Annotated in this window: 12 protein-coding genes and 3 tRNA genes; 9 read left to right on the top strand and 6 right to left on the bottom strand. The window is 69.1% G+C overall.

Features of this window, described 5'->3' with window-relative positions:
- Positions 1 to 9 precede the first annotated feature (9 nt).
- Positions 10 to 429 (top strand): phosphoribosyl-AMP cyclohydrolase, encoded by a 420-nt coding sequence (hisI, locus tag DK368_RS00320; protein ID WP_114391563.1) that lies wholly within the window; start codon positions 10 to 12, stop codon positions 427 to 429.
- Positions 430 to 701: 272 nt separating this feature from the next.
- Here hisI and DK368_RS00315 read toward each other — a convergent pair whose 3' ends face one another.
- Complete coding sequence (locus DK368_RS00315; protein WP_114391562.1) at positions 702 to 983, bottom strand: hypothetical protein; 282 nt, start codon at positions 981 to 983, stop codon at positions 702 to 704.
- A gap of 180 nt (positions 984 to 1163) precedes the next feature.
- On the opposite strand from DK368_RS00315, the gene DK368_RS00310 reads away from it, so the two are divergent.
- Positions 1164 to 1239: transfer RNA gene (locus DK368_RS00310), tRNA-Thr, on the top strand.
- Positions 1240 to 1419: 180 nt separating this feature from the next.
- The gene (locus DK368_RS00305; RefSeq protein WP_162305804.1) at positions 1420 to 2346 is read left to right on the top strand and encodes a retropepsin-like aspartic protease; all 927 of its coding nucleotides are present in this window, start codon (positions 1420 to 1422) and stop codon (positions 2344 to 2346) included.
- Positions 2347 to 2367: 21 nt separating this feature from the next.
- Here the strand turns inward: DK368_RS00305 and DK368_RS00300 are convergent.
- The 5 genes from DK368_RS00300 to DK368_RS00280 all read right to left on the bottom strand — a co-directional run bounded on the left by DK368_RS00300 (position 2368) and on the right by DK368_RS00280 (position 4267).
- Positions 2368 to 2444, bottom strand: a tRNA-Arg gene (locus DK368_RS00300).
- A gap of 40 nt (positions 2445 to 2484) precedes the next feature.
- Positions 2485 to 2790: an ETC complex I subunit gene (locus DK368_RS00295; RefSeq protein WP_114391560.1), complete on the bottom strand. Its 306-nt coding sequence runs from the start codon at positions 2788 to 2790 to the stop codon at positions 2485 to 2487.
- Between the two features lie 66 nt (positions 2791 to 2856).
- Positions 2857 to 2933: transfer RNA gene (locus tag DK368_RS00290), tRNA-Pro, on the bottom strand.
- Between the two features lie 89 nt (positions 2934 to 3022).
- Entirely contained in the window at positions 3023 to 3412 is a 390-nt protein-coding gene (locus tag DK368_RS00285; protein ID WP_114392056.1) for a VOC family protein, read from the bottom strand.
- Between the two features lie 57 nt (positions 3413 to 3469).
- Positions 3470 to 4267: a DeoR/GlpR family DNA-binding transcription regulator gene (locus DK368_RS00280; protein ID WP_114391559.1), complete on the bottom strand. Its 798-nt coding sequence runs from the start codon at positions 4265 to 4267 to the stop codon at positions 3470 to 3472.
- 336 nt (positions 4268 to 4603) lie between these two features.
- Between DK368_RS00280 and DK368_RS00275 the strand changes: the two genes are divergently transcribed.
- The 6 genes from DK368_RS00275 (at position 4604) to DK368_RS00250 (ending at position 11317) form a co-directional block, all read left to right on the top strand.
- Positions 4604 to 4912, top strand: a complete 309-nt coding sequence (locus tag DK368_RS00275) for a hypothetical protein (RefSeq protein WP_114391558.1) — start codon at positions 4604 to 4606, stop codon at positions 4910 to 4912.
- A gap of 145 nt (positions 4913 to 5057) precedes the next feature.
- Positions 5058 to 6539 carry a MocR-like pyridoxine biosynthesis transcription factor PdxR gene (gene pdxR, locus DK368_RS00270; protein ID WP_162305803.1) on the top strand — a complete coding sequence of 494 codons (1482 nt, stop codon included), beginning with the start codon at positions 5058 to 5060 and terminating at the stop codon, positions 6537 to 6539.
- Between the two features lie 143 nt (positions 6540 to 6682).
- Positions 6683 to 8071: an aspartate aminotransferase family protein gene (locus DK368_RS00265; protein WP_114391556.1), complete on the top strand. Its 1389-nt coding sequence runs from the start codon at positions 6683 to 6685 to the stop codon at positions 8069 to 8071.
- Positions 8072 to 8350: 279 nt separating this feature from the next.
- Positions 8351 to 9568, top strand: a complete 1218-nt coding sequence (hemA, locus tag DK368_RS00260) for a 5-aminolevulinate synthase (RefSeq protein ID WP_114391555.1) — start codon at positions 8351 to 8353, stop codon at positions 9566 to 9568.
- 203 nt (positions 9569 to 9771) lie between these two features.
- Entirely contained in the window at positions 9772 to 10542 is a 771-nt protein-coding gene (locus DK368_RS00255) for an Hpt domain-containing protein (RefSeq protein WP_114391554.1), read from the top strand.
- 157 nt (positions 10543 to 10699) lie between these two features.
- Complete coding sequence (locus tag DK368_RS00250) at positions 10700 to 11317, top strand: exopolysaccharide biosynthesis protein (RefSeq protein WP_114391553.1); 618 nt, start codon at positions 10700 to 10702, stop codon at positions 11315 to 11317.
- Positions 11318 to 11439 lie beyond the last annotated feature (122 nt).

The raw sequence follows: 11439 nt of genomic DNA, 5'->3' as shown, positions 1-11439 counted from the left end.
GTTCCGATCATGCCTGAAAACCCGACCGTTCCCGCCGGCCTGGAAGCCCTGCTGTCCGCCGTCCGCTTCGACGCGGACGGGCTGGTTCCCGCCATCGCCCAGCAGCACGACACCGGCGAGGTGCTGATGATGGCCTGGATGAATGCCGACTCCCTGCGGGAGACCCTGACCACCCGCCGCGTCTGCTACTGGTCGCGCTCGCGCCGCTCGCTCTGGCGCAAGGGCGACAGCTCCGGCCAGATCCAGATGCTGAAGGAGCTGCGGGTGGATTGCGACGGCGACACGCTGCTGCTGCTGGTGGACCAGCAGGGGGTTGCCTGCCACACCGGCCGGCGCAGCTGTTTCTACCGCGCCGTCCGCGACGGGTCGTTGCAGACCATCGCCGATGTCGTCATCCCGCCGGAAAGCCTTTATGGCGCGTCATTCTGACCACCTGCCCAAGACTTGATCCAAATCAAGGTCGGGCAGCGGCGGCGCGGATACGTTCCGCTTGTCTCTATACCCTCCCTATCCACTTCGCCGGGGTCCAGCAATGGTCCCCGGTTTTTTCTTGGGCGCTGAATATCATTCCGTCCTTTCGGCGGATCCGCAGGACGCGCCCCGCAGATTTCATTTCCATATCTGTGTATTCGCCTTGAACCGGACTTTGCTTGCCATGCCGCGGACTGGCAGTGATCCTGCCACCCACTGCCGGAAAGGCTTCAGCCCTGCGGCGGCTCCCTGCCCGGCGGCGGTCGGCGGCGGCGCTGCAGCAAGCGCAGAACGGCACCCAACGCCACCAGCGGCACCACCACCACGGCCCCCTTCAGGACATAGGGCACGGCCCAGCCCACCGCATCCCCCAACGCCCGTGGTGCCGCGAGAACGGCGTCCCAGGCCCCGCGCAGCAGATCGGTCGGATCGATGTCCAGCCAGGCCAGCACCAGCCCCACCAGCAGCGAGGCGGCCAGAACCCGGACGATCACCTGCACCCCGTCGCGCACATCCCGCCCCTTCCTGCCTGCGTCCCGGCCGGACGCTGCCGGGCAACGCCACCGGCCACACCCGGTTCCCGCCTGTCCCCCGCGCCTTTCCCCGGCGTAAAGATTTTCATCAGATTGGCTTGCAGTCGGCCGCCGCCTGTGGCACATACCCGCCCGCTTCGACGTTCGTCGTCGACCGGTGCTGCCGTAGCTCAGTCGGTAGAGCGCGTCCTTGGTAAGGACGAGGTCGTTGGTTCGATTCCAATCGGCAGCACCATTTCCCCCCATCCCCCAAATTCACGCTTGGCCCCAGCCCGGGATGCCTTCAGGCAGAGCGGTCCGCCGCCCGTCTGCCCGTAACTGCGTCGAGGTATAGGCCTTGTCACCGCCCCAGATTGTGGTTTTGCGGAAGAACGGTTAGCGTCTGGAGCATACATTCATATCCAGGGGACGACCGGTGCACTCTCTCCTCCGCCTTATCCTTCCCGTGCTGGCCCTGACCGCCGTGTCCGCGGCAGCGGCGGCGGCACCGTTGGTGCTGCCGTTCGATTTCTCCCGCTCGGCCCTGGCCCTGTCGGTGACGGTGCGGGGAACGCCCCTGCATGTCCTGCTCGATACCGGGGTCAATCCGTCGGTGATCGATCTACGGCAGGCCGATGCCCTGGGGATCAGCGTGGACCGCGGCGATGGCGGAGAGGCCACCGGATTCGGCGACGGCCGGGGCGCCGCCATCTTCCCCAGCCACATCGACCGGCTGCGCATCGCCGGGCGGGACTTCGCGCCGGTGGAGGCGCTGGCCACCGACATGACCGGCATCTCCGCCGGTTATGGCCGGCGGCTGGATGCGATCCTGGGCTACAGCTTCCTGTCGGACAAGACGGTGCTGGTCGACTATCCCCGGCGCCTGCTGGCCTTCCTCGACGATGGGGCGGAGGCCGCGCCCTTGACCAGCGGCTGCCGCACCCGCTGGAGCACGCCGCTGACCCTGGTGGACAGCTTTCCCGTCATCCCCGATTTCCGCTTCGGTGATGCCACCGCCCCCGTCAGCCTCGACACCGGGTCCAATGGCGGCATCGCCCTGTTCCGGAGCGCGCTGGCCCTGCCGGGGCTGCAATCCGCCCTGTCCGAACAGGGCAGCGTCACCCATGCCGGGGCACGGGGTGCGGCCAAGGCCAAGACCTATGCGCTGGCCGCGCCGGTGGGGTTCGGCCCCTTCACCCTGCCCGCCGGACAGGCGGTGATGCTGCACAAGATGGAAGGGTCAGCCGACACGCGCGTGGCCAATGTCGGCAACACGCTCCTGGAGGCCCTGCATCTCACGGTGCTGTTCGACTACCGCGCCGGACGCATGACCTTTTACGGGGATTGTCCCGGACGGTCCTGACGGACCGCGGCCGGAAGTCGTTGGCGACCCCTGCAGGATTTGAACCTGCGACCGCTCGCTTAGAAGGCGAGTGCTCTATCCAGCTGAGCTAAGGGGCCGGCCGCGGCCGGAAAGCCCGCAATGCGGGCTCCGGCCGGATCAGAAGCGACCGACGCGCGGGCGGTCGGTGCGGAAATTGTCGGCGTAGTTCTTCGGCACGACCCGGCGCACATGCGGCTCGATCACGTCGGCCTGCCAGCCCTTCTTCTCGGCGAAGGCCAGGGCCTCGTCCTTGCTGTCGAAACGCAGCTTGACCTGGTTCAGCGTGTCGCCCGAGGCGATCCACCCCATCAGCGGCTCCGCCCGGCGCGGGGTGGCGATCTCATATTCCAGCACCCAACCGCCGGTGTTGGCCCGTCCGGACTGCATCGTGGTCTTGCTCGGCTGGAAGATACGCACCTTCATGGCGACGTCCGTCTGCTGAAACCCAGGGAACAGGCCGGAACCCGAAGAACCGGAACCCGCGGAAAATGGTCGGAGCGAGAGGATTCGAACCTCCGGCCTGCTGGACCCAAACCAGCCGCGCTACCAGGCTGCGCTACGCTCCGCCGCCGGTGGAGATACACCACCCGCCCGCCCTGGGCAAGGGAGGCTGTTCCGTCTGCGAACCGCCAGCGCCGCCGGCGGCGCTGTGCGGTCAGACCGTGATTTCCACCAGTGTCCCGTCGGGGTCGCGCACGACGGCCTCATAATAGCCGTCACCGGTCCGGCGCGGCGGCGACACCAGCAGCCCCTCGGCCGCCAGCCGGTCCGCCAGCGTCCGCACCGCCGCCTCCGACCCCAGCGACACGGCGATATGCGCCCACCCCGTCCGGTCCGCCCCCGGGCCGTCATCGCCGGGAGCGATCCAGGGGCCGGTCATCAGCTCCAGCCGGGCGCCGTCACCCAGGGTGAGGAAGCGCGAGCAGAACCCGACCCGGCGGGTGCTGCGGTAGGGCGGGCCGGCCTCGGCCCCGAAATGCCGGGTCCAGAAGGCGACGGCCCGGTCCAGATCCGGGGTCCACAGGGCCACATGGGCGATGAACATGCTCGATCCGCTTTCCATTGCATCCGCCGAGCCAGTCCGCCAGACCGGTCCGGCGGCTCAGTCCGCTTCCGCCCGCTCGGCGCGATGGATGCGCACGCCGATGGCCGCCAGCCCCTGCAGGGCATGGTCCGGCGCATCGGCCTCGACCACCAGATCGGACAGGATATCGGTCGGCCCGACGATATAGGGGGCGCCGGTGCCCAGCTTGTCGGTGGTCACGGCGGCGATGACCGCGCCGGCCCCGTTGATGAGCTGACGCTTCATCTCGGCATCGTCCAGGCCGAAGGTGCCCAGCCCGTTGGCGGCATCGAGGGCACAGGCCCCCAGCAGCAGCAGGTCGGGCCGCATCTCCAGCGCAGCCCGCAGTGCCGTCAGGCCCAACGCGGCACCGGACTGTGGATCGACACGGCCGCCCAGCAGAATCAGATCGATGCCGGTGCGCCCCACCAGTTCCGCCGCGATCAGCGGGTCATGGGTGGCGACGGTCACCCCGTCGGGCAGTCGACGGGCGGCGGCCAGATTGGTCGTCCCGGCGTCGATGAACACGAACTGGCCCGGCTGCACCAGCCCGGCCAGCGTCGCCCCCAGCGCCTGCTTGCGCCCCGTCGCCGCCCCGCGCCGGACCACGGCCGGGGTGGCGGCGGCCGGCGAGATCGGCAGTGCCCCGCCATAGACGCGCTGGCACAGGCCGCGGGCCGCCAGCTCGCGCAGGTCGCGGCGGATGGTGTCCTCCGAGGTCTGGAACATCTGCGCCAGTTCGGCCGCAATGACACGGCCATCCTTGGTCAACCGGTCCAGGATCGCCTGCTGCCGCTGCTGCGGCAGCACCGAGGGCAGATCGACGATTGTTCCCATGACAGCCCGCCACACCCCAATCCTGCAAAATCAGGCAGGAATGTGCATCTGCGTGAAGGGCGCCGTCAAGCCCGCGGACCGTCGCGGACGTTCTGCCGCACCGATGCCCCGCTCCGGCCCGCAGCATCGGCGCGCTCCCCGGTTCACGGCAGCGGTCAGGCACCGCGGACGGGCGGGCGGGCGGTTTGTTACACGACCATTTCCGCGGCGGTGCCGGTAACCAACTGTTGCACAATCGGCGCCCGGCGGACATGGGCCGGTTACGCCGGGGTGGTTCCCTTCCAGTCACAGCCGCCCCGTCAGGCACGGAGGTGGCGCCCAGCGACGGAGCCCCCCATGCGCAGACTGATCCTCGCCGCCATCACCGCCACGCTGCTGGTCCCCGCCGCCTTTGCCGCGGACCAGCCGGCAGCCGGACAGACAGCGGGCCAGACCGCCACCGAAATGGCGATCAAGACCGAGGGCGACGCCCGTGCCGCCGCGCGCACCTTCCTGATGCAGGAAGGCATCCGCGGCGCCAGCATCACCAAGGTGCGCAAGCAGGATAACGCCTACCAGGTCGAGGTGAGGACGATGGAAGGCATGCCGCTGACGCCGCTCATCGTCGAGGCCGACGGCAGCGTCCGCCGTAAGGCCAAGGGCTGACAGGCCTATGGCCGCCGGGGCACCCCACCCCGCGGCCCCGGGGCGGCCTTCCCGGTCGTCGGCCGTCCCGGCCCGGCAGGCCGTTCCGTTCAGGGGCGGCCTGCCGGGGTCCCCATCCGGCACGCCCCGTCAGGACCACCGCCCCATGAAGATCAGCCAGGGTCCCCTTCTCAGCCTGTTCGACGCCGACGGCAGCCAGCCGCTGCAGCAACAGCTGTTCGACCGGCTGCGCGGCGCCATCGTCGCCGGGGCGCTGCGGCCGGGAGACCGGCTGCCCTCGACCCGCACCCTGTCGCGGGACCTGGGCGTGTCGCGCAACACGGTGGTGGCGGCCACCGACCGGCTGGCGGCGGAAGGGTATCTGGAGGCGCGCATCGGCTCGGGCACCTATGTGGCCCGCAGCCTGCCCGACGATGCCATGGCCCCGCCGCTGCGGCTGGCCAGGCCCACCCCCTCGCCGCGCCCGTTGCCGCCGCCGACAGCGGCGGCCGAACTGCTGCCCTTCCGTCCGGCCGTCCCCGCCTACGACCAGTTCGAGATCGAGACCTGGCGCCGGCTGCTGGCCAAGCGCTGGCGCGATGCCGGCGGATTGCTGCTGGGGCACGACACCGGCGGCGGCTGGCTGCCCCTGCGCCGGGTGCTGGCGTCCCATCTGCAGACCAGCCGCGGCCTCTCCTGCGATGCCGAGCAGATCCTGGTCCTGCCGGGCCGCACCGCGTCCCTCGATTTCGCCCTGGGTCTGCTGGCCGTGGCCGGCGACCGGATCTGGCTGGAGGACCCGTGCTGCCCGGTGCAGCGCAGTCTGGCCGCCGGACGGGGGCTGTTGAGCGTCCCCGTGCCGGTGGATGCCGAGGGGATGGATGCCGAAGCCGGGCGCCGTCTGGCACCCGATGCCCGGCTGGCCCTGGTCATGCCGGGCTGGCAGTTCCCCGCGGGCGGAACCATGTCGTTGCGCCGCCGACAGGCCCTGCTGGGCTGGGTCCGCCGCAGCGGCGCCTGGATCGTGGAGGATGACGGCGATGGCGGCCTGCGCTACGCCGGCCGGCCGCTGCCGTCGCTGCAGGGTCTCGACGACTCCGGCCGCGTGCTGCATCTGGGCGGCCTCGACCGCACCATCCTGCCGGCCCTGCGCCTGTCCTGGCTGGTGCTGCCGCCCGATCTGGTGACGTCGGCCCGGGCGCTGCGCAGCCGGCTGGAGCTGACGGTCCCCCTGCCCGAGCAGATGGCCGTGCATGATCTGTTGGCGGAAGGGCATCTGGCCTCGCATCTGCGACGGGTCCGGCGCAGCTATGGCGAGCGGCAGCAGGCGCTGCTGGACGCCGCCGCCCGGCGCTGGGCCGGCGCCCTGAGCGTGCAGGCGGCGGACGCGGGACTGCACGTCACGGCCCGCATCGACCCGCAGATCGATCTCGGCGCCGCTGCACTGGAACAGGCCGCCGCGGCCCAGGGGCTGGAACTGCCGGCCCTGTCCGGCTATGGCGGTGGCGATCGCCGCACCCTGGTCCTTGGCTATGCCGCCTTCACGCCGGAACGCATCGCCCGCGCCGCCGACCGGCTGGCCACCGTTCTGGACCGGATGGCGCGCCCGGACCACCGGCGCCTGCCGCGCGACGGCCGGCGGGCATAGGGGAGCGGGCGTAGGGGAACGGGCATGGGGGGGCAGGCATAGGGGGGCGGCCGGCCCGTTGGCCGCAAGCATCCCCTTGCCCCGGCCACGGCAGCGGGGGCATCCTCGCTGCCCAAGAACGAACCGCTCCGGGACGGAACACCATGGATCACCGCGGCAACTCGGCGGCCAGCCGGGACATCGCCTATCAGCTGCACCCCTATACCAACCTCAAGACGCATGAGAGCGTCGGGCCGCTGGTCATCACCGGCGGGCGCGGCGTCACCGTCACCGACGAGACGGGCAAGACCTATATCGAGGGGGTGGCCGGTCTCTGGTGTACGTCGCTGGGCTTCGACGAACCCCGTCTGGTGGAGGCGGCGACGCGGCAGATGCAGGCGCTGCCCTTCTACCATGCCTTCGCCCACAAGGCGCACACCCCGGCCATCGATCTGGCCGAACAGCTGGTGCAGCTGGCCCCGGTGCCGATGAGCAAGGCCTTCTTCGCCTGCTCCGGGTCGGAGGCCAACGACACCGCCATCAAGCTGGTCTGGTACTACAACAACGCCCTGGGACGCCCGGCCAAGAAGAAGATCATCGCCCGGCAGAAGGCCTATCACGGCGTCACCGTGGCCGCCGCCAGCCTGACCGGCCTGCCCAACTGCCACCGCGATTTCGACCTGCCCATCGCCGGCATCCTGCACACGGACTGCCCGCACTGGTACCGCTATGCCGAGCCGGGCGAGAGCGAGGATGCCTTCGCCACCCGGCTGGCCGACAGCCTGGAAGCCCTGATCCTGCGCGAAGGGCCGGACACCGTGGCCGCCTTCTTCGCCGAGCCGGTCATGGGGGCCGGCGGCGTCATCGTCCCGCCCGCCACCTATTTCGAGAAGATCCAGGCAGTCCTGCGGAAGTATGATGTCCTGCTGGTGGCCGACGAGGTCATCTGCGGTTTCGGCCGCACCGGCAACATGTGGGGCAGCCAGACCTTCGGACTGAAGCCCGACATCCTGACCAGTGCCAAGGCCCTGACCTCGGCCTACCTGCCCCTGTCGGCCGTTCTGGTCAGCGAACCGATCTACCGGGCCTGCGTGACGGAGTCGGAGAAGATCGGGGTCTTCGGGCACGGCTACACCTACAGCGGCCATCCCGTCTCCTGCGCCGTGGCGCTGGAAACTCTGGCCATCTACCGGGAACGGGACATTCTGGGCCATGTCCGTGCCCTGGCGCCGGCGATGCAGGGCGGCCTGCGCCGCTTCGCCGACCACCCGCTGGTGGGCGAGGTCCGCGGCGTCGGGCTGATCGGCGGCGTGGAGCTGGTGGCCGACAAGGCCAGCCGCACCCCCTTCGACCCCAAGCTGGGCGTGGCCGCCAGACTGTCGGCCTTCGCGCACCAGCATGGCGCCATCCTGCGGCCCATCGGGGACACCATCGGTGTCAGCCCGCCCCTGGTCATCCGGGAGGCGGAACTGGAGGAGTTGCTGCACCGCTTCGGCAAGGCCCTGGACGACACCGCCGACTGGCTGGTGCGCGAGGGGCACCGGCTGGCCTGATCCTGCCGTCCCGGCGCCCGCGGATTGCGTGAGTCGGCGAATGGACAGCCCGGCGGAACCGCTCGCCGCCGGGCAACCGGGCGGCAAGTGAACGGTGAATTGAGCGAAATCAATGCCACCTCCCCCTTGTTCGGGTTTGCATGGCCCCCATCCTCGGGGGTACGACGCGACAAGAAGACGCGCCGGGCTTCGGATCGGCTCTACCAAGGGCTAGATTGAGGTGGACATTCGACTCGGCCAGAGTGACACTTGCTCGGCCTAGGACGGGACGTACGGCCCATGGATTACGAAGATTTTTTCAAGACCCAGATTGCCGGCCTGAAGCGTGAAGGCCGCTACCGAGTGTTCGCCGACCTGGAACGCCGGGTCGGGGAGTTCCCGGTAGCTGCCTACTACCCGGACCCGGCCCAGCCGCCGAAGGATGTCACCGTTTGGTGCTCCAACGATTATCTGGGCATGGGTCAACATCCCGTCGTCATCGGCTCCATGGTCGAGTCCCTGCACAAGTGCGGTGCGGGCGCCGGCGGCACCCGCAACATCTCCGGCACCAACCACTATCATGTGCTGCTGGAGAAGGAGCTGGCCGACCTGCACGGCAAGGAAGACGCCCTGCTCTTCACCTCCGGCTATATCTCCAATGAGGCGACGCTGAGCACCCTGCCGCGTCTGCTGCCGGACTGCGTGGTCTTCTCCGACGCGCTGAACCACAATTCCATGATCGAGGGCATCCGCCATTCCGGCGCGCCCAAGCACATTTTCCGCCATAACGATGTCGAGCATCTGGACCAGCTGCTCAGCCGTTATCCGAAGAGCCAACCCAAGCTGGTGGCCTTCGAAAGCGTCTACAGCATGGATGGCGACATCTCGCCCATCGCCGAGATCTGCGATGTGGCGGAGAAGCATGGCGCCATGACCTATCTGGACGAGGTCCATGCCGTCGGCATGTATGGCATCCGCGGGGCCGGCGTCGCCGAGCGCGACAATGTCATGCACCGGCTGACGGTGATCGAGGGGACGCTGGGCAAGGCCTTCGGCGTCATGGGCGGCTATATCACCGGCTCCACCGCCCTGGTGGATTGCGTGCGCAGCTTCGCCCCCAGCTTCATCTTCACCACCTCCCTGGCCCCGGTGCTGGCCGCCGGTGCCCTGGCCAGCGTCAGCTTCCTGAAGCAGCACAACGAGATCCGTGAGAAGCACCAGGAGCGGGCCGACACGCTGAAGCGCAGGCTGCGCGCGGCGGGCCTGCCGGTCATGCCCTCGGTCAGCCATATCGTGCCGCTGCTGGTGGGTGACCCGGTGCTGTGCAAGCAGGCCAGCGACGATCTGCTGCGCAACCACAACATCTATGTTCAGCCCATCAATTACCCGACGGTGCCGCGCGGGACCGAGCGTCTGCGTCTGACGCCGACGCCCTATCACGACGATCGCAAGATGGATCATCTGGTCGATGCGCTGCTGTCGGTCTGGGCGAACCTGGAACTGAAGCGCGCCGCCTGAGCATCCGTGTTCTTTCTGGTCCTGCCTGGCCGCCTGCCACACCTCTGCCGTGTGGCGGGCGGTCGCGTTTCCGGCCCGGTCCGGCCACCACACCCGCGCATGGGGCGTAGCTTTCCACCATCCGAAAGGTCATACATCCGCCATTCGACTTGCCTCGGCAGGGGCACGCCCCCTTAATGGGGCGGCAACCCACGGGGGAACCGATGACCGAGCGCCAGGACCAGGATGATCTCGCAGAGCAGCTGATTGTGGAGTTCCGCGATGACGTCCAGGACCGCCTGGGCGGCATCTACGCGGCCCTCGGCTCGGTGGCGGAGGGGCAGATCAGCGCCACCGACGCCCTGCGCGACCTGCGGCGCGAGATCCACAGCCTCAAAGGTGCCGGCACCTCCTACGGCTATCCCATCATCAGCCTGATCGCCCAGCGCATGGACACCTTCGTCCAAGGCCTGAAGGACCTAGATTCCAAGCAGATCGGTCAGCTCCATGTCTTCGCCGACCGCATCGCCGAGATGGCGGAGCGGCTGGCCCTGCCGGACGTGACGGAAACCAACCAGATCATCCGCGCCCTGCCCGTCCGCTATGAATTCGACATCACCGATGTGGAAGTGCGTGATGTCGAGGTGCTGCTGGTCACCCCCAACAAGCTGGTGGCCCGGCGGGTGACCACCGAACTGGGCGCCTGCGGCTTCAAGGTCAACACCGTGTCCGACCCGATCGAGGCTATCGGCATCGCCGTGCGCATGCCGCCGGACATGGTCATCGCCTCGGCCGTCATGGACGGTCTGGGCGGTGTCGATCTCATCCGCGGCCTGCACGCCATTTCGGTGACGGAAACCGTGCCGATGGCGCTGCTGACCAGCCTGGATGCCGACAGCCTGAAGGGAATGCCGCCGGGAACAGCCGTCGTGCGTCTGGGGCCGAGCTTCCAGGACGACATCGCCGCCGCCATCACCCAGGCCAATCTGGGCTGACGCCGGGCGGGCCGCCGCCCCCATACGCAGGATGTCCACCGCAATTCCGCGCGCAGGCTGCAGGCGTGGCATTCTGTTGCCGTGCCCAAGCGGATCTTGACCTGCCTTGACCGCCCCCCTCTTCTGTCGCCGACCAACGGGGACCTGCCCATCCATCATGATGTCCGACCAGCCGCGCACCTGCGATATCCTGATTGCGACCCTTGAGAAGAGCGACGAGCCGCGTCTCAGCATCGGCGCCCTGATCGACGGTCTGGGCGAGCGGGCCTTCGGCATTCTGATGCTGCTCTGCGCCCTGCCCAACTGTGTGCCGGCGCCGCCGGGCACCTCCACCATCACCGGCCTGCCCATCGTCGTCTTCTCGGCCCAGCTGCTGTTCGGCAGCGACCGGCCCTGGTTGCCGAATTTCCTGCGCGACCGCTCGGTGCCGCGGGCCGACCTGCTGTCCATCGTGCGCAAGGCCGAACCCTATATCCGCAAGCTGGAGCGGCTGTCGCGCCCCCGCCTGGCCAGTCTGGTCACCGGCACACCGGAGCGGCTGGCGGGGCTGGTGGTGCTGTTGCTGTCGATCATCCTGGTGCTGCCGGTGCCGCTGGGAAATCTGTTCCCGGCCATTGCCATCGCCATCATCTCGGTGGCGCTGATGGAACAGGACGGGATCGCCCTCCTGGTCGGCTATGTCGCCGCCGTCGCGTCCTCTGCCGTCGCCTTCGCCGTCATCGCGGTGATGGTGGAGTTCACGCTGCACCTGATCCAGCGTCTGTTCGGCCTTTGACGCAGGTTCCGGGACGGTTCCGGCGCGGTCCGGGCGCTGCGGGGCAGCCATCCCGTCCCTGCCGCCGCCCTTGCCTTGCAATCCGCGTGTCCGGGCATTAGCTTGCCGGCCCATCGGGGGCG

Origin of the sequence: Oleisolibacter albus, from assembly GCF_003336875.1 — a bacterium.
GTDB lineage: Bacteria > Pseudomonadota > Alphaproteobacteria > Azospirillales > Azospirillaceae > Niveispirillum > Niveispirillum album.
This window is presented reverse-complemented; position numbering and strand designations above follow the sequence as displayed.

Bases quoted from the DNA above. Each gene is read 5' to 3' on its own strand.
- hisI (WP_114391563.1), top strand. From the start codon at position 10: ATGCCTGAAAACCCGACCGTTCCCGCCGGCCTGGAAGCCCTGCTGTCC.
- DK368_RS00295 (WP_114391560.1), bottom strand. From the start codon at position 2,790: ATGAAGGTGCGTATCTTCCAGCCGAGCAAGACCACGATGCAGTCCGGA.
- DK368_RS00285 (WP_114392056.1), bottom strand. From the start codon at position 3,412: ATGTTCATCGCCCATGTGGCCCTGTGGACCCCGGATCTGGACCGGGCC.
- DK368_RS00280 (WP_114391559.1), bottom strand. From the start codon at position 4,267: ATGGGAACAATCGTCGATCTGCCCTCGGTGCTGCCGCAGCAGCGGCAG.
- DK368_RS00275 (WP_114391558.1), top strand. From the start codon at position 4,604: ATGCGCAGACTGATCCTCGCCGCCATCACCGCCACGCTGCTGGTCCCC.
- pdxR (WP_162305803.1), top strand. From the start codon at position 5,058: ATGAAGATCAGCCAGGGTCCCCTTCTCAGCCTGTTCGACGCCGACGGC.
- DK368_RS00265 (WP_114391556.1), top strand. From the start codon at position 6,683: ATGGATCACCGCGGCAACTCGGCGGCCAGCCGGGACATCGCCTATCAG.
- hemA (WP_114391555.1), top strand. From the start codon at position 8,351: ATGGATTACGAAGATTTTTTCAAGACCCAGATTGCCGGCCTGAAGCGT.
- DK368_RS00255 (WP_114391554.1), top strand. From the start codon at position 9,772: ATGACCGAGCGCCAGGACCAGGATGATCTCGCAGAGCAGCTGATTGTG.
- DK368_RS00250 (WP_114391553.1), top strand. From the start codon at position 10,700: ATGATGTCCGACCAGCCGCGCACCTGCGATATCCTGATTGCGACCCTT.